The 18,951-nt window shown below is 44.3% G+C and carries 17 protein-coding genes; 5 read left to right on the top strand and 12 right to left on the bottom strand.

From position 1 onward, the window contains the following. Positions 1–8: 8 nt before the first annotated feature. Together HOP38_RS04905 and lrp are read right to left on the bottom strand one after the other, a co-directional pair. Complete coding sequence (locus HOP38_RS04905; protein WP_198557564.1) at positions 9–3,128, bottom strand: DNA translocase FtsK 4TM domain-containing protein; 3,120 nt, start codon at positions 3,126–3,128, stop codon at positions 9–11. 161 nt (positions 3,129–3,289) lie between these two features. Then, complete coding sequence (gene lrp, locus HOP38_RS04900) at positions 3,290–3,784, bottom strand: leucine-responsive transcriptional regulator Lrp (RefSeq protein ID WP_004734558.1); 495 nt, start codon at positions 3,782–3,784, stop codon at positions 3,290–3,292. Between the two features lie 156 nt (positions 3,785–3,940). Between lrp and ald the strand changes: the two genes are divergently transcribed. Then, positions 3,941–5,065, top strand: a complete 1,125-nt coding sequence (gene ald, locus HOP38_RS04895; RefSeq protein ID WP_198557563.1) for an alanine dehydrogenase — start codon at positions 3,941–3,943, stop codon at positions 5,063–5,065. Between the two features lie 68 nt (positions 5,066–5,133). On the opposite strand, the gene HOP38_RS04890 is transcribed toward ald, so the two are convergent. Beyond that, entirely contained in the window at positions 5,134–6,333 is a 1,200-nt protein-coding gene (locus HOP38_RS04890; RefSeq protein WP_198557562.1) for a methyltransferase, read from the bottom strand. Positions 6,334–6,413: 80 nt separating this feature from the next. Then, positions 6,414–7,388 carry an HTH-type transcriptional regulator CysB gene (cysB, locus tag HOP38_RS04885; protein ID WP_031496747.1) on the bottom strand — a complete coding sequence of 325 codons (975 nt, stop codon included), beginning with the start codon at positions 7,386–7,388 and terminating at the stop codon, positions 6,414–6,416. A 261-nt stretch (positions 7,389–7,649) separates the two neighbouring features. Here cysB and HOP38_RS04880 point away from each other — a divergent pair, with 261 nt between their 5' ends. Beyond that, positions 7,650–8,411, top strand: a complete 762-nt coding sequence (locus HOP38_RS04880) for a hypothetical protein (RefSeq protein WP_006075564.1) — start codon at positions 7,650–7,652, stop codon at positions 8,409–8,411. A 63-nt stretch (positions 8,412–8,474) separates the two neighbouring features. Next, complete coding sequence (miaE, locus tag HOP38_RS04875) at positions 8,475–9,245, top strand: tRNA isopentenyl-2-thiomethyl-A-37 hydroxylase MiaE (protein ID WP_198557561.1); 771 nt, start codon at positions 8,475–8,477, stop codon at positions 9,243–9,245. Between the two features lie 82 nt (positions 9,246–9,327). On the opposite strand, the gene pyrF is transcribed toward miaE, so the two are convergent. From pyrF to sohB, 7 genes are all read right to left on the bottom strand, one after another. Then, positions 9,328–10,023 carry an orotidine-5'-phosphate decarboxylase gene (pyrF, locus tag HOP38_RS04870; RefSeq protein ID WP_198557560.1) on the bottom strand — a complete coding sequence of 232 codons (696 nt, stop codon included), beginning with the start codon at positions 10,021–10,023 and terminating at the stop codon, positions 9,328–9,330. Between the two features lie 79 nt (positions 10,024–10,102). After that, complete coding sequence (gene lapB, locus HOP38_RS04865) at positions 10,103–11,272, bottom strand: lipopolysaccharide assembly protein LapB (RefSeq protein ID WP_038230014.1); 1,170 nt, start codon at positions 11,270–11,272, stop codon at positions 10,103–10,105. Positions 11,273–11,304: 32 nt separating this feature from the next. Continuing rightward, a complete protein-coding gene (locus tag HOP38_RS04860) occupies positions 11,305–11,586 on the bottom strand; it encodes a LapA family protein (protein WP_038230012.1) in 282 nt (93 codons plus the stop codon). Positions 11,587–11,801: 215 nt separating this feature from the next. Beyond that, positions 11,802–12,086 (bottom strand): integration host factor subunit beta, encoded by a 285-nt coding sequence (gene ihfB / locus HOP38_RS04855; RefSeq protein WP_088876954.1) that lies wholly within the window; start codon positions 12,084–12,086, stop codon positions 11,802–11,804. Positions 12,087–12,267: 181 nt separating this feature from the next. After that, on the bottom strand, positions 12,268–13,938 hold the full coding sequence (gene rpsA, locus HOP38_RS04850) for a 30S ribosomal protein S1 (RefSeq protein WP_038230008.1): 1,671 nt from the start codon (positions 13,936–13,938) through the stop codon (positions 12,268–12,270). Positions 13,939–14,058: 120 nt separating this feature from the next. Further along, entirely contained in the window at positions 14,059–14,739 is a 681-nt protein-coding gene (gene cmk, locus HOP38_RS04845) for a (d)CMP kinase (RefSeq protein WP_031496510.1), read from the bottom strand. A gap of 177 nt (positions 14,740–14,916) precedes the next feature. Beyond that, positions 14,917–15,978, bottom strand: coding sequence for a protease SohB (gene sohB / locus HOP38_RS04840; protein ID WP_038230006.1), 1,062 nt, complete (start codon positions 15,976–15,978; stop codon positions 14,917–14,919). Positions 15,979–16,065: 87 nt separating this feature from the next. On the opposite strand from sohB, the gene HOP38_RS04835 reads away from it, so the two are divergent. Further along, complete coding sequence (locus HOP38_RS04835) at positions 16,066–16,818, top strand: YciK family oxidoreductase (protein ID WP_198557559.1); 753 nt, start codon at positions 16,066–16,068, stop codon at positions 16,816–16,818. 62 nt (positions 16,819–16,880) lie between these two features. Here the strand turns inward: HOP38_RS04835 and HOP38_RS04830 are convergent, their stop codons facing one another. Next, positions 16,881–18,026: a patatin-like phospholipase family protein gene (locus HOP38_RS04830; protein ID WP_006075071.1), complete on the bottom strand. Its 1,146-nt coding sequence runs from the start codon at positions 18,024–18,026 to the stop codon at positions 16,881–16,883. Between the two features lie 223 nt (positions 18,027–18,249). Here HOP38_RS04830 and imuA point away from each other — a divergent pair, with 223 nt between their 5' ends. Beyond that, positions 18,250–18,945: a translesion DNA synthesis-associated protein ImuA gene (gene imuA / locus HOP38_RS04825; protein ID WP_124940882.1), complete on the top strand. Its 696-nt coding sequence runs from the start codon at positions 18,250–18,252 to the stop codon at positions 18,943–18,945. Positions 18,946–18,951 lie beyond the last annotated feature (6 nt).

Below are 18,951 nucleotides of genomic sequence, written 5' to 3'. Positions count from 1 at the left end.
AATCATCATTAATCTTTAGGTGGCGGCGGTGCGAGTACCTCGCGATTACCATTATGGCCTGGCGCACTAACAATGCCTTGCGCCTCAAGTTGCTCTACGATGCGAGCGGCACGGTTGTAGCCAATCTTAAATCGTCTTTGTACACCTGATACCGAGCCTCGACGAGACTGAACAACGTGCTCGACTACTTGGTCGAACAACGGATCCATCTCTTCATCACCTTCCATTTTTTCACCTGGAAGTAGAGTTTCTGGTGATTGTTCACCGCTGGTAATCTCTTCAATGTAGTTAGGTTTACCACGAGCTTTCCAGTTATTCACCACCGCATGCACATCATCATCTGATGCAAATGCGCCGTGAACACGCGTGGTATGACTTGAACCAGGCGGCAAATACAACATGTCACCCATACCTAATAGCGATTCCGCGCCGCCTTGATCGAGAATGGTTCGTGAGTCTGTTTTTGTCGATACAGTAAAGGCCACACGTGTTGGGATGTTCGCCTTAATAAGACCAGTGATAACATCAACAGAAGGTCGCTGCGTCGCAAGAATAAGGTGTACACCTGCCGCACGTGCTTTTTGCGCCAAACGAGCAATCAATTCTTCAACCTTCTTGCCAACTACCATCATCAAGTCAGCAAATTCATCGACGATAACGACGATGTAAGGCAGTTTCTCGAGTAATGGCGGCTCAGGGTCCATACTGTCCCCAGCTTGCCACAGTGGATCATGAATTGGATGTCCAGCTTCAGCAGCCATCTTAAGTTTGTCATTAAAGCCTTTAATGTTACGCACACCTAATGCCGACATTAACTTGTAGCGACGCTCCATTTCTCCTACACACCAACGTAGTGCATTGGAGGCGTCTTTCATATCCGTTACAACTTCAGATAACAGATGAGGGATACCCTCATAGACCGATAGCTCAAGCATTTTCGGATCGATCATAATAAAACGAACGTCTTCTGGTGTCGCTTTATATAGCATACTCAGAATCATAACATTCACACCAACCGACTTACCCGAACCGGTTGTACCTGCCACCAGCACGTGAGGCATCTTCGATAAGTCTGCAACGACGGCATCACCTGCGATATCTTGACCAAGCACGACTGTGGTAGGAGATTTCGCTTCAATGAACGCTTGACTGCCCACTACGTCAGAGAAGAAGACAGTTTGACGAGACATGTTCGGCAGCTCTAGTCCAACATATGGTTTACCAGGGATAACCTCAACCACACGAACTGCCATTGCTGACAGTGAACGCGCTAAGTCCATCGACAGACCTGAAATACGACTCACTTTAACGCCCGGAGCAAGATCAAGCTCAAAACGGGTGATCACTGGACCAGGGAAGATATCCACCACTTCAGCTTTTATTTTGTAGTCAGCCAATTTCGATTCAACCAAACGAGCGATGTTTTCTAATGCCTCGCGGTCGATGAAATTCTCACGCTTCTCTGGATGGTAAAGAAGTTCCAAGGTCGGCATTGGCTCTACTGGCTTAGGAAGATTCTGCTCTTGCTGTACTAAGAACGGATTCATCTTAGCCACTTGTGCTTTTTGAGCATCTGCGACTAAGTTCTGGAACGCAGCGGAATCTGGGTCAACGACTTCAGGTTCAGGCTCATTACTTTCTTGAGGCACTGAAGCGTGCGACGTTTCCTCTTGCTCGAGCGCATCAATATCGAATGTAGGCTCTACATGGGTGCGAGACAGTTCAACTTCAAGTTCCTCAAAATTCCCCAACTCGCTACTTGCTTTAGGCACCGGCTCTGATGGAGTAATGTTAGTCGCCTCATCAACAAGATTTGTGTCCACCGATATAGCTTGCGTTGTCGGCTCACTCACTTCCCATGGCATGGTATCGATATTGACACTCTCAGTCGCAGTTTCAGCCTGAGCGGAGGTAGACGATAACGCTGCTGCTCCAATGGCCGTAGAGGTTAGTGGTATAGAGGCATCCAATTCCGGCTCATCATTATCTTGTGCAGCAAAGTCATCACTAGAGCGCGCCGCCATCTCGAGTTCTTCGATGGTAGCGCCCAATTGACGAGTTCGTTCAACCTGAGGTTCGTTGCTGGTCTCAGAATGAACCGATGGCTGCTCTTGTACTGGGGCGTCAAATACAGGCGTGACCGGCTCAATAGTCGGTGCTGCATGATGATATTCTGGCTCTGTTTCAACTTCAGACTCAGGGATTGTCATCGTCGGCTCAACACGCTGTGTATCCGTGTCTAGCTGTTGCCAATCCGAAGAGAACAGTGGGTCGAACTCTTCTTCTTTGTTTGATGCGGGTTGAGCCGCGACAGTGTTAACTGGTTCTGGTACATGGATGTTGTATTGTTTCTTCGCAACCGGCGCCGTATCTACATTATCGGTTTCAGACTCATTCGCTTCTGCGGAGAAATGTGGCATATCCTCAGCCGGCTCTTCTCGCTCAGGCTGCGATAAAACAGGCTCATACACTTCTTCTTTGGTACCACGTGCTTTATTAACGACGTTGGAAGACATAGACAGCACAGAATCGCCAATCCATTCGACAATACTCAGCCATGAGACACCGGTTAGCAGCGTAAACCCAGCACCCCATAGAAATAATAGAACAATGGTTGTGCCAAGTACGTTAAGCGTAGGTAGAGAGAGGCTCGTCAGAACGTCACCAATTACGCCGCCCGATGAAAAATACCAGATATCATCGAAGTTGATATCTGCAAGACCGCAACTGGTTAAGATGAGTATCACCAGACCGAGGATACGCGTTCCCCAGATCATCAAGTCAATTTCATCGTCTTCATCGCGATTGCGGAAAAAGACCCAGGCACTAAAAGCCACAATGAATGGTATTGGGTATGCCAAAGAACCAAAGACAAAAAATAAGGTATCCGCCAACCACGCTCCGACAATCCCCCCTGCATTTTGAATGTCTCCTCCCCATGAGGTCTGTGACCATGAAGGATCGGCAGGGTTAAAGGTGAATAGCGCTACAGCGAGTAGAATGGACGTAAGCACAGCCAAGATAAAGCAACACTCTCTCAGCCGTTGAAATCCGTTTAGGCGAAGCGCGTCTTGCTCTTCGCTCGTCTTGATAATCGTTTCGACTCTTTTTTTGTCCTGTTTGAACATAACCAACATCTAATTATTGAAAACAGCCCGAGCGGCAAAAGCCGCTCGGTGTATTCATTGATTTAACCACATCAAGGATTAAAACCCAATTTAGGTAGAGAATAAAGCATGGATTTTCATTACTTTAGTCAGCTTCCTGTAAGACTTACTGTAACTACAGTTTAGCGGGTTTTAATCACAAGTTGGTTGGTTTGCTTCACTTCTTCCATTACAACGTAGGTACGAGTGTCATTAACGCCCGGTAGACGAAGTAAGGTATCCCCAAGAAGCTTACGATAAGCACCCATATCCGACACCCTTGTTTTCAAAAGATAGTCGAAATCACCAGAAACTAGGTGACACTCTTGAATGTCATCCAGCTTTTGTACCGCAGTATTGAACTGCTCGAACACATCCGGTGCACCACGGTTCAATGTAATCTCAACGAAAACAAGTAGTGACGCATCTAAATATTGAGGGTTAAGAAGAGCAGTATAGCCCGTAATATATCCCTGTCTCTCAAGTCGACGTACGCGCTCTAAACATGGAGTAGGAGAAAGCCCCACTCGTTTAGAGAGTTCGACGTTTGAGATTCGACCATCTTTCTGCAACTCATTTAGAATGTTGCGGTCAATTCGGTCTAGTTCCTTGGACGGCTTCTTATAGTTGTCTGCCATTTTTTATTCCACCTTGTTACTTCCTTGCAAAAAAATATACTACAACTCTGTAATATTCAGTATCAAATTTTGTTTATTAGCTTCTATACTAGTACGTAATTCGACAATAACACCCTACAAACAGTTAATACAACCACAATATAATGAGGAGTCAGGATGATAATTGGCGTACCTAAGGAAATTAAAAACCACGAATACCGTGTTGGTATGGTTCCAGCAAGCGTTCGAGAACTAATCTCAAACGGCCACGATGTTTACGTTGAAACTAACGCTGGCGTTGGTATCGGTTTTTCAGACGATGATTACATCGCTGTAGGCGCATCCATTCTTCCTACCGCTGCTGACGTTTTCGCGAAAGCAGAGATGATTGTAAAGGTCAAAGAACCTCAAGCTGTCGAGCGTGCTATGTTACGCGAAGGACAAATATTATTCACTTATCTTCACCTAGCACCAGATTTTCCACAAACTGAAGAGCTAATCAAGAGCAAAGCTGTCTGCATTGCTTATGAGACTGTAACAGATAATATGGGTCGCTTGCCACTATTAGCACCAATGTCTGAAGTCGCTGGGCGAATGTCTATACAGGCTGGTGCACAAACACTCGAAAAGTCCAATGGTGGACGTGGTCTACTCCTAGGTGGCGTACCTGGTGTAGAACCAGCGAAGGTCGTCGTCGTTGGCGGTGGCGTAGTGGGTTCTAACGCTGCTCGCATGGCTGTTGGTATGCGTGCAGACGTCACAATCCTCGACCGCAATATTGATACATTACGCGTTTTGGACGAAGAATTCCAGGGTCGCGCAAAAGTCGTTTATTCTACTGAAGATGCTTTAGAGAAGCATGTTCTAGAAGCTGATCTTGTCATTGGCGCTGTTTTAGTACCTGGTGCTGCTGCACCTAAGCTAGTCACCAAAGAACATATCGCTAAGATGAAGCCTGGTGCGGCAGTCGTTGACGTTGCTATCGACCAAGGTGGTTGTTTCGAAACATCGCACGCAACCACTCATGCGGACCCAACTTACATTGTTGATGATGTGGTTCACTACTGTGTCGCAAACATGCCTGGCGCAGTTGCACGCACATCAACCTTCGCACTGAATAACGCAACTCTGCCTTACATCATCAAATTGGCGAACAAAGGCTATAAACAAGCGCTGACTGAAGACAAAGGCTTCCTAGACGGCTTGAACGTTATTCACGGTAAAGTGACTTGTAAAGAAGTAGCAGAGAGCTTCGATCTAGAATACGTAGAACCAACAACTGCTATTGCGATGTTTAACTAATCGCAAATCTACTTTGAACGTTATGTTCTAAACCTCTAAAAGTTAAAAACGGGCGTCATGCCCGTTTTTTAATGCGCTCTCTTCGCGTGAATCAGAATATTTCTTGGCGTCACACTGGACTCACAAAATGTACTGAGCCCCACATTATACCCCTGCTCTTGTAAATATATGGCTTTGTCCAAAGCTAGCCACACTTCCAATGGTCGCCTGAAAACGCCTTGTACTACGCTTAATGCTTCCATTTGCCAATATCGTCGGTGACCCATTTGTTCAAAATGGCCAAAATCAACATCAGGTAGGTCGAGTTGCTTATTACGAGCCGCCCATTCGCACAATGCTTTAAAACCACTCGATAGCTGCGATTTTTTTATGCTCGGTATAGGTAAGTAGCCTTCACTTAACTTATGACTCTGGCATAAAGCATCAAAGCCTAAACGAAACACCATCTCTTGTTCACGATGACGACGAACACGCTCTCCTCCTGTCACAGTTTCTTGAAGTGGGATTCGCAACTCATGTTTACTTAGTGATAGTTTTGCGGCCTTCCCCTCTTTGGACAATGGCGAGTAATTATCTCCTTGGATAAGGTGATAACAACACGGTGATATCGTCAGTGCGGATAAATGATGCTCTACGGCATGTTTAATAAGAGTAACGTGTAGATCGCCACATGCATGAAGCGCAACAGCATGTTGAGTTGGCTTAAAGACCAATTTAGATTGCGGAGAAAAAGCATCGCCTTGAACAAACCGCATGGGTAACGCGCGTTTATCGGCTTCTTCCTGCCCAGCTTTGCAAAGTGCTGATTGAAACTCAAAGCTTGTAACGGACTGCTTCGACTCCGAAGCCAATAACCGCCCTAAAAATCCTTTCCCTGAGCACCACTCTAGCCATTCATTGCCAGCATGGTCATTCAAACACGCCGTTATCATCTGCTTTATTTGTTCTAGTTTACGGCCAGGAATCCCGGCATCGAGACCTCTTGGCAACACAAGCTCCTCCGCCGAATGCATTGAGCGAAGTTCAATTGCGATATGAGCAGTTCGAACATCGGAAATATACGGCTCTAACGCTTCAATGACGCACTCAGTCGATGATTTGAGTTTCAGTATCTCTTGCGGGGACAGTGTTTGGAGCCATTCAAACAATTGAGGCGCTGACTCTCGCCATAATACTTGTTCAGAGATCACTTGATGAAAAGGATCATAGCGCCAATAGTTTTGATGACGAAGAAGAAATGAAGTGATGTCTGCAAACGACTGATGCATTTGCGTCCCCCTATTCCCGGTGCAATGCGTTAATCGCACCGATTGTAGGAGGAAGTCTTCAACAACGAAAGGAGTTTATGCTATCGAACGGGTAAGTCGATATCTTTAAACATCTCTTCAATCTCCACATTGGACTTGAGAGAGATGGCTTGTTCAACAACTGGGCGAGTCAAATGAGGAGCAAAACGCTCCATGAAATCATACATATACGAACGCAGGAACGTGCCTTTTCTAAAGCCAATACTGGTAGTACTAGCACCAAATATATGGCTTGCATCAATGGCGACAAGATCGGTGTCTTGCGATTCATCCATGGCCATACTAGCAATAACACCTACACCAATCCCCATTCTTACATACGTTTTAATGACATCAGCATCAGTTGCAGTAAAGACTACTTTAGGCGTCAATCCAACCTTGTTAAAAGCAGTATCAAGCTCTGAACGACCCGTAAAGCCAAATACATATGTTACCAATGAATACGCAGCTAAATCTTCAATGGTGATCTGTTGTTTCAGTGCCAAAGGATGGTCTTTTGGTACCACGATAGAGCGATTCCAGTGGTAGCAAGGCAACATGATGGCGTCCTGATAAAGATGCAATGCTTCTGTCGCGATAGCAAAGTTAGCGGTGCCTTTGGCAATCGCCTCTGACATTTGTGACGGTGTACCTTGGTGCATGTGCAGAGACACTTTAGGATAACGAGCCGTAAATCCTTTAATGACTTCAGGAAGCGCATAACGAGCTTGCGTATGGGTAGTCGAGATATTAAGCGTTCCCATTTCAGGGTGAGTATGCTCACCGGCAACCGCTTTAATACTCTCAACTCGAGAAAGGATTTCTTGAGAGATACGAATGATGTCTTCACCAGCCGTAGTCACTTGCGTAAGATGTTTGCCGCTGCGCTCAAAAATCTGAATACCCAACTCGTCTTCTAGTAAGCGAACCTGCTTACTAATACCCGGTTGAGAGGTATAAAGACTCTCTGCCGTGGCAGACACATTCAGGTTATGGTTCACTACTTCGACAATGTATTTTAACTGCTGTAACTTCATCGGCTTCTCATCATCCCTGTTGATATTGCATTGAGCCCATCACAACTCAAAACAAGCATATAATTATTAGTTATAACGAATTACTAGAAAGATTAACAGTTTTTTTGACTACAAAATGCTCATTTGCATTTTTGCTGGATGAAAAGCTATCGAATTCCTTGCTTTATGACCGAATCGACAACTTAGCAGTGTTGATGCTTTTGTCTTTGGTGTATCCTGTTTATCGAATTGTAGGGAAACTCATTGTAGATACAAAACGTTATGAATATTGGTTTAATCATCGCACTGGTTGCACTGTTGCTTGTCCTGATCCTTGGGTACAACATCATGCTGCAGTACAAATTAAAGGCGGAAGCGACACGACGTCAAGAATCCGCTCGCTACGTAGCCTTAATTGATGCTACTGAAGAACTGATAAGCGGTGCTAGTTACCTCCCTTACAGCAAAGAATTGATGCTTTGCCTTCATAATCGCATTCTCGATGCTCTAATGAACATGTATGAGCTCGATCCTAAGAATAAACACCTTGCCCAAAGAGTTGAGTCTGCCAAAGGTCAAGTTCAGCAGATTCAAGACAGTTATGAAGGTAACGACGCTACATCGTTTAAAGTGCCAACGAGCGATAAGCAAGCCATTATCATGCTTAAACTGGTTAAGCGCTTACGAGACACTGTTCGCACTGAACACAATAAAGGCCGGATGGATACCCAGTCGTATATGGTTGAGAATGCTCGACTCGAAACCATTCAGATTCGAATCAATATCGAAAATGTGGTTAAACGCGCTCACGAATCTATCGCAAAAGGTCAACCAGGTACCGCCGCTCAACTGCTTAAAAAAGGCATTGATGCGCTAAGCACAAAAAATGACAACTACTCGATGCAAGCCAAAGAGAAGCTGTCTGAAATGCTAGAGCAACTTCAAAATAGCCGACAAGCTAAAGCCGAAGAAAAACAACAACAAACCAACAGGGAACGTGATGACGACATCAACGCACTGTTTGGTGAAAAGAAAAAATGGTAATCTTTACCGGTTCAAAAAAGGTCGCTTTGGCGGCCTTTTTCAATTAGCTCAACGAAAAATATTATGATTACTTCATCTCAAATAGACGCGATTCTTTCTCCGATTAATCAGTTTCTACAATGTTCAACGCCTAACGAGTGGGTTGAAGAAGCAAAAAAGCCCGACAACCTACCTACCATACTTATCGACCACTTACTGTGTGAGTTGAAAGCTGGTCAGTCAGCAATGTTCCTGATTCGCAAATACGCGGTAGATAAACAAAGCGCCGCTGTGTTGTTTGATTGGTTTAAGCCTTATGAAGAGTTTGCATATCGCCGTATTGGTAATATGGAAACACTGCGTGGTAAGAGCAATATTTCTAAGTCCATTATCGCCAAGTCCGACTCACCTTATAGCCAAGACTTAATTGATAAAATGGTGCTACTGATTAAGGAAGAGCTGCATCACTTTTATCAGGTATTAGAAATCATGGAACAGCGTGGTATTGCTTATGAACCAATACCCGCAAGCCGATATGCGAAAGGATTACTATCGAAAATGGCAACTTATGAGCCTAATACCTTAGTAGACAAGCTCATTATTGGTGCCTATATCGAAGCTCGATCGTGCGAACGTTTTGCTAAGTTGGCACCTCACATGGACGACGATATCGCAAAATTCTACATATCACTATTGCGTTCGGAAGCACGCCACTACCAAGACTACTTAACGTTGGCAGAGCAGGTAGCCGGTGAGGATATCAGTGAACGAGTGGCTTACTTTGGTAAGATCGAGGCGGAGCTAATTTCATCTCCGGATAATGACTTTAAATTCCATAGTGGAATACCAGCTTAAGTCTATTTAGTAAGCAACATAAAAAAGAGCCAACATCTTATCGACATTGGCTCTTTTCTTTTTAATGGCTTAGCAATTTGGTTTAACGCAAAGACGCATTGATGTCTGCTAGAACCTGAGCTGGGTTTTCTGCTTGAGTAATTGGGCGACCAATCACAAGATAATCAGAGCCCGCCTGAATCGCCATATCTGGTGTCATGATACGTTTTTGGTCACCAACTGCAGTACCTGCTGGACGAATACCTGGAGTAACTAGTTTAAACTCTTTGCCAAGTTGTGCTTTTAGCATGCTAGACTCTTGAGCAGAACAAACCACCCCATCCAAACCAGCATCTTTGGTTAAGTTAGCCAAACGAAGAACGTGCTCCTGAGGCTCAACATTAATACCGATACCCGCGAGATCTGACTGCTCCATACTCGTCAGTACAGTCACACCAATAAGCAGCGGTCGGTCTTTACCATAAGGTTCTAGAATCTCACGAGATGCCGCCATCATACGCTCACCACCGCCAGCATGGACGTTCACCATCCAAACGCCCAACTCTGCTGCAGCTCGTACTGCTTTCGAGCAAGTATTAGGAATGTCATGAAACTTAAGATCTAGAAATACAGAGAAGCCTCGTTTATGAAGCTCTCGAACGAACTCAGGACCAAATAGTGTGAACATCTCTTTGCCCACTTTTAGTCGGCAAGAGCTTGGGTCAATTCTATCGACAAAAGCTAATGCATCGGCTTGGTTATCATAGTCCAGTGCAACAATCACTTTTTGGTCAATCATTTTCGCTCCTCGTTGAAAGTTGAGTTTTACTCAAAAAAAGCAGCACATAAGTGCTGCATGAAAAATTCTGTGTCGGAGGCTACTCGCCATCCAGTCCTCGTATAGGCTTGATCGTACCCCATCCTTTACATGAAGGACAATGCCAATATAACGAATGCGTTGAAAAGCCACATTTACGGCATCGATAGTGCGGCTTAGTTTTTAGTTGCTCACCCACCAGTGATTGCAAAGTCGTTAAGCTCTCCTTCGCTCGGCCCTCTTCCGCATTCGCAAGATGATAGTCCATCAGGCGGTAGAAACCTTTCATGGTTGGGCTACGAACCAGCTGCCGAGTAAGCAACGCCTGTGCGGCCTCCGTTCCTTCGTGATTTGCAACTAGCTGCGCTAACATCAACTCAGCAGAAACACCGGCACCTTTTTCAATACTGGCTCTCAGAAATTCAACCAAACCCTGTTCTTGCCCTAAGTGGTGATAACACTCAGCCAAGGTAGGGAGAACTTCACTGATAAAGTCTTTATCTTGTTCTAGCACTGACTCAAGGTAAGACACGGTTTTAGCGTAATCTTCATCTTCCAGATAAAGTTTACCTAATGAAATGCTGGCACGAGCACACCTAGGGTCAACGGCAAGGGCCTTTTTAAAGTTTTGGATCGCCTTATTAGTATTACCATCGGCTTTTTCGATCATAGCCAACTCACACCAAAAATGAGCGATGCTGTTCTTCACTCGCTTCTTGCCCATCTTTTGTAATGCTGTGGCGTACTCAATCGCTTTATACCACTCACTGGTTTGCTGATAGATTGCCAGCAGTTGCGTTAGAGCAGCTTCACGATGTTCAGGTTCATCAACCAATTGAACGAAGATCTTTTCTGCACGGTCAAGAAAACCTGACACCATATAGTCTTTAGCAAGCTGTTGCAGAGCGAGGTTTTTCTGATCGATGGTCAACCCAGAACGGGAGATAAGGTTTTGGTGAATTCGAATGGCTCGGTCTACTTCGCCGCGTGAACGAAATAAGTTACCCAAAGCTAGGTGAGTATCAATAGTCTCATTATCGACTTGTAGCAGTTCGATAAAGTGATCAACCGCTTTATCCGATTGATCAGATAGCAATAGGTTAAGGCCCGTCATATATTGACGAGATATTTGATGCGATTGCTCCTGTCGATCATGCTTCACGCTGCGCTGACCCATGTACCAACCATAGGCTGCAGCTATCGGAAGAAGCAGGAATAATAGCTCAAGCATTTAGTAAATAGACCCTAACCCTTTGTGTTTGATTAGCTATTTGAGCTAACCACTTCTTTAGATTCTGATGGTTTTTGTTTCGCTAACTGTTTCTTTAACTTGCGTACCGTCAATTGAGACTTGAGGTGTAAGCTGCCAAAAATAACCCAAGAGATAACAAAACCTACGACAAACACACTACCCAGCAAGGTCGATAGATGGAAATCACCTTGGGCCAGCAAATAATTAAAAGTCACCACTTCTTGGTTCTGTGAGCCAAGAGCTAAGGTCACTAAAAAAAGTACTATCAGTAAAACTATTTTTATAATCTTCATGCGTTTTTACCACAGTTATTGGATAGCTACGATTATGCAGGAAATTGGATTCACACACCATGCCCTCTAACAATAATCTTGTTAATCGTGGCTAAAATTAGAGTATATAGACTATTCTGTATGCACCTTTGGTGATAATTAAACGACTATGCGCACTCGACCACAAAACAAAACGGCACACTAATAAGTATGCCGTTTTATCGATTAACGAGTATTTATAGACTGTCGTTCACGCGCTCACGTAACTCTTTACCTGGTTTGAAGTGTGGTACGTATTTACCATCAAGTTCCACTTTATCACCAGTTTTAGGGTTGCGACCTACACGAGGTTCACGGTAGTGAAGAGAAAAGCTACCAAAACCGCGGATTTCAATACGGTCACCGCTCTCTAACGTATTGGCCATATGTTCTAGAATATCTTTTACCGCATCTTCAATTTCCTTTGCGGACAAATGAGTTTGCTCCGCGCAGAGTCTTTCTATCAGTTCAGACTTAGTCATAGGTAGGTACCCTCGTTACTCTTTATCTTTAGTATCTTTATATTCAGTGAATAGTGGTCTATTTGTCATTTTACAACAACAGTGCACTAACTGCCTGTATAAATTGATAATAGTCTATATTTTGAAAAGATAAAAACAAAAAAAAGGAGCCTTACGGCTCCTTTTTCACTAATGGCGTAAATTATTCGCCTTTAGCAGCTTTGAATGCATCAGCCATAGCATTACCGAACGCGCCTTCTTCTTGCTTGTTCAGTGAAGCCATTGCTTCTTGCTCTTCAGCTTCATCTTTAGCTTTAACAGATAGGTTGATTACGCGGTTCTTACGGTCAACACCTGTGAACTTCGCTTCAACGCTGTCGCCAACGCTTAGGATTAGAGACGCATCTTCAACGCGGTCACGTGATACTTCAGAAGCACGGATGTAGCCTTCTACACCTTCTTCTAGTTCGATAGTAGCACCTTTAGCGTCAACTGCAGTAACAGTACCGTTTACTAGAGTACCTTTCTTAGTGTCTGCAACGTAAGCATTGAATGGGTCATTTTCCATTTGCTTAACGCCTAGAGAGATACGCTCACGCTCAGCGTCTACTGCTAGAACAACTGCAGAGATCTCGTCACCTTTCTTGTACTCACGAACTGCTTCTTCACCAGCAACATTCCAAGAAATGTCAGATAGGTGAACTAGACCGTCGATGCCGCCTTCTAGACCGATGAAGATACCAAAGTCAGTGATAGACTTGATCTTACCAGTAACTTTGTCGCCCTTAGCTTGCATTTCAGCGAATGACTGCCATGGGTTAGCTTTACACTGTTTCAGACCTAGAGAGATACGACGACGTTCTTCGTCGATATCAAGAACCATAACCTCAACTTCGTCGCCAACATTAACAACTTTAGATGGGTGAATGTTCTTGTTAGTCCAATCCATTTCTGAAACGTGTACTAGACCTTCAACGCCTTCTTCGATTTCAACGAAGCAGCCGTAGTCAGTTAGGTTAGTAACACGACCAGTTAGCTTGTGACCTTCTGGGTAACGCTTAGCGATTGCTACCCATGGATCTTCGCCTAGCTGCTTAAGACCTAGTGATACGCGAGTACGCTCACGGTCGAACTTAAGAACTTTAACTAGGATCTCGTCACCAACGTTAACGATCTCAGATGGGTGCTTAACACGCTTCCACGCCATATCAGTGATGTGTAGAAGACCGTCAACACCGCCAAGGTCAACGAATGCACCGTAGTCAGTAAGGTTCTTAACGATACCTTTAACTTCAGTACCTTCTTGTAGAGTCTCAAGAAGTTCGTCACGCTCAACGCTGTTTTCAGATTCGATAACAGCACGACGAGAAACAACAACGTTGTTACGCTTCTGGTCTAGCTTGATAACTTTGAACTCTAGCTCTTTGTTTTCTAGGTGAGCAGTGTCACGGATTGGACGCACGTCAACAAGAGAACCAGGAAGGAAAGCACGGATACCGTTTAGTTCAACAGTGAAACCGCCTTTAACTTTACCGTTGATGATACCAACAACAGTTTCAGCTTCTTCGTAAGCTTTCTCAAGAACGATCCAAGCTTCGTGACGCTTCGCTTTCTCACGAGAAAGTTGAGTTTCACCGAAACCGTCTTCAACAGCGTCTAGAGCTACGTCTACTTCAGCACCAACTTCAACTTCAAGTTCGCCAGCAGCGTTCTTGAACTGTTCAGCAGGGATAGCAGACTCAGACTTAAGGCCAGCGTCAACAAGAACGAAACCGTTCTCGATAGCTACTACAGTACCTTTAACGATACTACCTTGTTGGAATTCTGTTTCGTTTAGAAACTCTTCAAAGAGTTGAGCAAAAGATTCAGTCATTATTTAATCTTCAATAAGTAAACGTCCATGGGCATCCTACCGCATGGGGTTGATAATTTAGTCGGTCATCATCCTTGCGACCAACGGCTCAAAGCTCACCAAGTCTATGCCTGATAGAGGCTACTTCGTGAGTTTAGATTCGATATATTGTAGCGCTTTTTCCAATACTTGCTCGATGTTTAGCGAAGTTGAATCTAGCACTAGAGCGTCATCTGCAGGACGAAGAGGTGCAACCGCACGGTTACGATCTCGATAGTCTCGTTCTTCGATCTCGCTCAAAAGGTCGTCAAATCTAACATCTAAACCCTTTAGTTGCAACTGCTTAAAACGCCTTTGCGCTCTTTCTTCTGCACTTGCATCTAGAAAGATTTTTACTGGTGCTTCAGGGAAAACAACAGTTCCCATATCACGACCATCGGCCACCAAACCGGGCTCGACATTAAATGCTCTCTGACGACGTAGCAGAGCTTCTCTTACGCGAGGCAGCGCTGCGATTTTTGATGCCGCATTGCCAGTTTCTTCTTTACGAAGTTCACCTGACACATCTTCACCTTCAAGGATCACTTTAACCAGTTCTCCTTCAGCGACAAACTGCACATCTAGGTGCATCGCCAATGGGACTAGCGCGTCTTCAGACTCAAGATCCACGCCATGATGAATTGCAGCTAACGCTAAAACGCGGTAAATCGCCCCAGAATCCAGTAAGTGATAGCCTAATTTCTCAGCTAGCAACATACACAGTGTGCCTTTGCCAGCACCACTTGGTCCATCCACAGTAATCACTGGTGTGTTTGAGGACATGTTTTACTCCACGTTGTTTTTTCATAAGCTCGACTTTGAAGGTCCAACTCATTTTTGTTCTTAATTTTACGGCGCAGAATTATATACCCAATAGCCTCAAGATGCCATTTTCTTTACCTTCAAACATAAAAAAGCGCCAACAAATAACCTTGTTGGCGCTCTATTCATTTAATGTATTTATACTATTGGTTTTTGGCCGCGGCTAATCAGTTTTAGTAGCACGTTATCGGCAGCCTCGCCCGCTACACCTGCCAGTTTATCGGTGATCTTCTTCTTTTGAACATAGTGGATAGACAACACGGTTTTGTCCTTACACGCTTCGATAACAATATCATCCGATGCTTTAATTTCATCCACCAGCCCTAGCTCTTTGGCTTGAGTACCAAACCAGTGCTCACCCGTCGCAACTTTATCCAAGTCGAGAGCCGGACGATGTTCGCGAATAAAGTCTTTAAACAGACCGTGCGTTTCTTCTAGTTCTTGTTTGAACTTGTCACGAGCTTTATCCGTGTTTTCGCCAAACATTGTCAGCGTGCGCTTGTACTCACCCGCTGTAAGCTGTTCAAATTCGATATCATTTTTCTTCAATAACTTATTGAAGTTCGGCAATTGTGCAATCACGCCAATAGAACCAACAACAGCAAATGGCGCTGAGACAATCTTGTCAGCAATACACGCCATCATATAGCCACCACTTGCCGCGACCTTGTCTACAGCGATAGTCAAAGGTAATTTCGCCGCTTTAATACGGTCAAGCTGTGAAGATGCCAAACCATACGCATGAACCATACCGCCACCGGATTCAAGGCGTACTAGTACTTCGTCGCCATCACGCGCTACAGCCAGAATCGCGCTCACTTCTTCACGTAGCGATGCCACTTCTTTCGCATCAATGCTGCCATTAAAGTCGAGAACGAATAGGTGTGGTTCGCGTTTGCTATCAAGCTCACCATCTTTTGACGCTTTTTTAATCTCTTTCTCGCGCTGCTTGGTTTTCTCTTTTTCCGCTTTCTTTTCTGCTTTATCACGAGCTTTGATGAACGCGTCATCGTGTAAGTGGTGTTCTAATTGCTCTACTGTTTGTTTACGTTGTTCAGTTAAGTTAGTGATTTCAAGTTCGCCTTTTGCGCCACCTGAGCGTCCACCAACTGACTTAGCAATAACCAACAACGCGACAATCGCTACGACAACAGTCACGATCTTGGCTAAAAATAATCCGTAGTCTAATAAAAATTCCAATGTGTTAATCCCCTGTACGACGAATTAGTGTATTGTAACCATCTTGTCACGATTACCAAGAATTATTCAAAACTAAGGAAGTGTTCAGTGGAATATTCAACCGCTCCTGAGGCGCTAAAAGGTAAAGTTATTCTAGTCACAGGCGCTGGTGCCGGCATTGGTCGCCAAGCTGCTTTGAGTTATGCCGAACATGGCGCAACAGTCATTTTATTGGGTCGTAATGTTAAGAATTTAGAGTACCTCTACGACGAAATTGAGAATGCAGGCTACCCACAACCCGCTATCATCCCGTTAGATCTAAAGGGTGCGACTAAGCAGAATTACATCGATATGGCGGAAACGATTGAAGGACAATTTGGAAAACTAGACGGTATTCTCCACAACGCCAGCGTCTTGGGCACATTAAGCCCTTTCGATCAAATTGACGAAGAGACCTTCGACGACGTGATGCAAATTAACGTCAAATCTGAATTTCTGATGACGCAAGCCTTGCTGCCTGCACTGAAAAAAGCCGAGGCAGGACGAGTAATCTTCACTTCCTCTACCGTTGGCCATTCAGGTCGTGCTTTCTGGGGTACTTATGCGATTTCTAAGTTTGCAACAGAAGGCATGATGCAAATTTTAGCGGATGAGCTTAGTGATACTGAAATTCGAGTCAATGCAATCAATCCTGGTGCTACACGTACTCGTATGCGTGAAAAAGCGTATCCAGGAGAAGATGCCAATACGCTAAAAACACCGAAAGATATTATGCCATTGTATCTGCACCTGATGGACCCTAGTGTCACCGACGTTAATGGTCAGTGCATTGACGCTCAGCCAAAGCGAGTGGTTGGCTAATATTTTTCCATGAGTCCGTCATTCTCAGTAGATCTAAGAATGACGGCTATTCACCCTTTGCATCAGCGACTCACATTATGATGCTCAGACAGAAACTCCCCTGCCATTGCAAAACCATGCTCATAATCTTCCATTATTTGGTCTTTCTGGCTCAGCAACCCTTTTGACGATAATTCATGTTTCGGTTGAATGTGCCATAGGTTTACATCCTCCGGTGGTGATAACAGAAACTGCTCCACTTCCGCATGATTAGCATAGTGAGACACCAACATATCCAAATGACTTGTACCGCTACGACTGAAAGGTACACGCTTGTTTTGAATGTCGATCAGTCGGCTAAGCTTTTCTTTGTCTTGGATCCAATTAGACAACTTAAGTTTATCGGCCGCTTTGAGTTTGTTCTGCTCTCGGTAAGATTCCAAGCGTGGTCCTGTTAAGCGTTGATAATCCGCTTTAATGCTCTCTAACTTCTCAGAAAAGTTCTTATGGAATTCTGACAACTTTTCCTTAGTGCCAGAGATTTTTAAGTGGTTAATGTGAGTATCCAACCCTGCTTCAAGTTCTTTCTTCCACTTATCTAGTGAATCTTTTACTGACGCAGTCACCGCATGTTGCTGTTTCGGCTGCGGAATGGTACTGATGACCACCATGTTGTTTATCCCTCGACGGTAAGACTCTTCTACTGGGATAGTCGCTGAGACACCACCATCGACCCATTTTTTGCCATCAAATTCAATGTCATGATAATAGAGCATTGGAATGGCACAGGTTGCTCTTAGTACATCAAACCAATTCTCCGCAAAAATCGGATAGTAGTAATCTTTAAGCTCTTCAACATCGGTAATACAAGCGAGTGCGATTCTATCCTCACCAAGGTACTGCTCACCCTTAGCAAGATCCAAAGGAAATTCACCACTGTTTACAAACTCAAACGCCCAGTCCAAATCCATTGGCTGCTGTTTTTGTAGGAACTTATTGAAGTCGAAAAATCGGTCTCGGGTGGTGTAATTCATAATGAAATCTAGCCCTAGACCACGTTGCTTAGTAACAAAAGAAGAGACATTCAATGCCCCTGCCGATGTGCCAATATAGAGTGAGAATGGGTCAAAATTCACATCGATAAATTTATCAAGTACACCTGCAGCAAACGCCCCTTTTTGGCCGCCTCCTTGTACAATCAACGAGTATTTTTCATTTTGTTTGAACACGACCACTTCTCCTATCCGAACCGACGATGGTGCAATCTTCCTTTGAGATTAAAATATTTGCTCTAGTCTGAACACTGCTTTTTTCGTGTTTTTTGTTACCACTAAATTCGGCTAACGCTTTGTTTATGTTAACTGTCTCCTAATATTCGTGTACCTCCCGATAATACAAGGCTTGCAGCCGTTAAGAATTATTATATACTGTACGTATATACAGGTATTTATTATGCATGAATTGATTAGCGAATTACAAAGTAAACAATTGATTTGGAAAGGGGCAAGAGCTGAGTCTTTCAGTGAGTGTCATTCAACAGGGTTTGCTGAATTAGATCATCGTTTAGGTGGAGGCTTCCCAACTTCTGGTGTTATTGATATTCAATCACCCCTTGGTATCGGTGAACTGAGACTATTGATGCCCTACGCACAAGCACAAACAACAGAACGACTTCTGGTGTTCATCAACCCGCCTGGTTATCTATGTGCGGAATACCTATACGCTCAAGGAATTGATCCTGCCAAGATCTTGCTGATTTATCCTGAATCTGGGAAACACGCACTCTGGGCAGCAGAGCAATGCTTAAAGAGTGGCGCATGTTGTGGTGTCTGTTTATGGCAAGATGGGCTCGAAATCCATCAAGCAAAGCGCTTACAAGTAGCTAGTGAAGTCGGACACTGCTTACAGTTCTTATTTAAGCCAGCCTTATCCGGAACCACATCACAAGTATTCTCACTACCCGTCTCCTTGAGTTTGAATTTGACTCCTCATGAGACAGGGCTTTCCATCTCTATCACTAAACGTAAAGGCGGCTTTGTTCGAGACAGTTTTGTTATTGATATGAGCACTTATTGGCCTGAGTTAACACTTTCTACAAAACCTCATACTTCTACCGTGATTCCTTTCCCAATGCAGCAACAAGGATAAGTGGAA

It is taken from the genome of Vibrio mediterranei, assembly GCF_013364395.1.
In the GTDB taxonomy this organism is placed as follows: domain Bacteria; phylum Pseudomonadota; class Gammaproteobacteria; order Enterobacterales; family Vibrionaceae; genus Vibrio; species Vibrio mediterranei.
The sequence above is the reverse complement of the archived record's forward strand: the minus strand, read 5'-3'. Positions and strand labels throughout refer to the sequence as shown.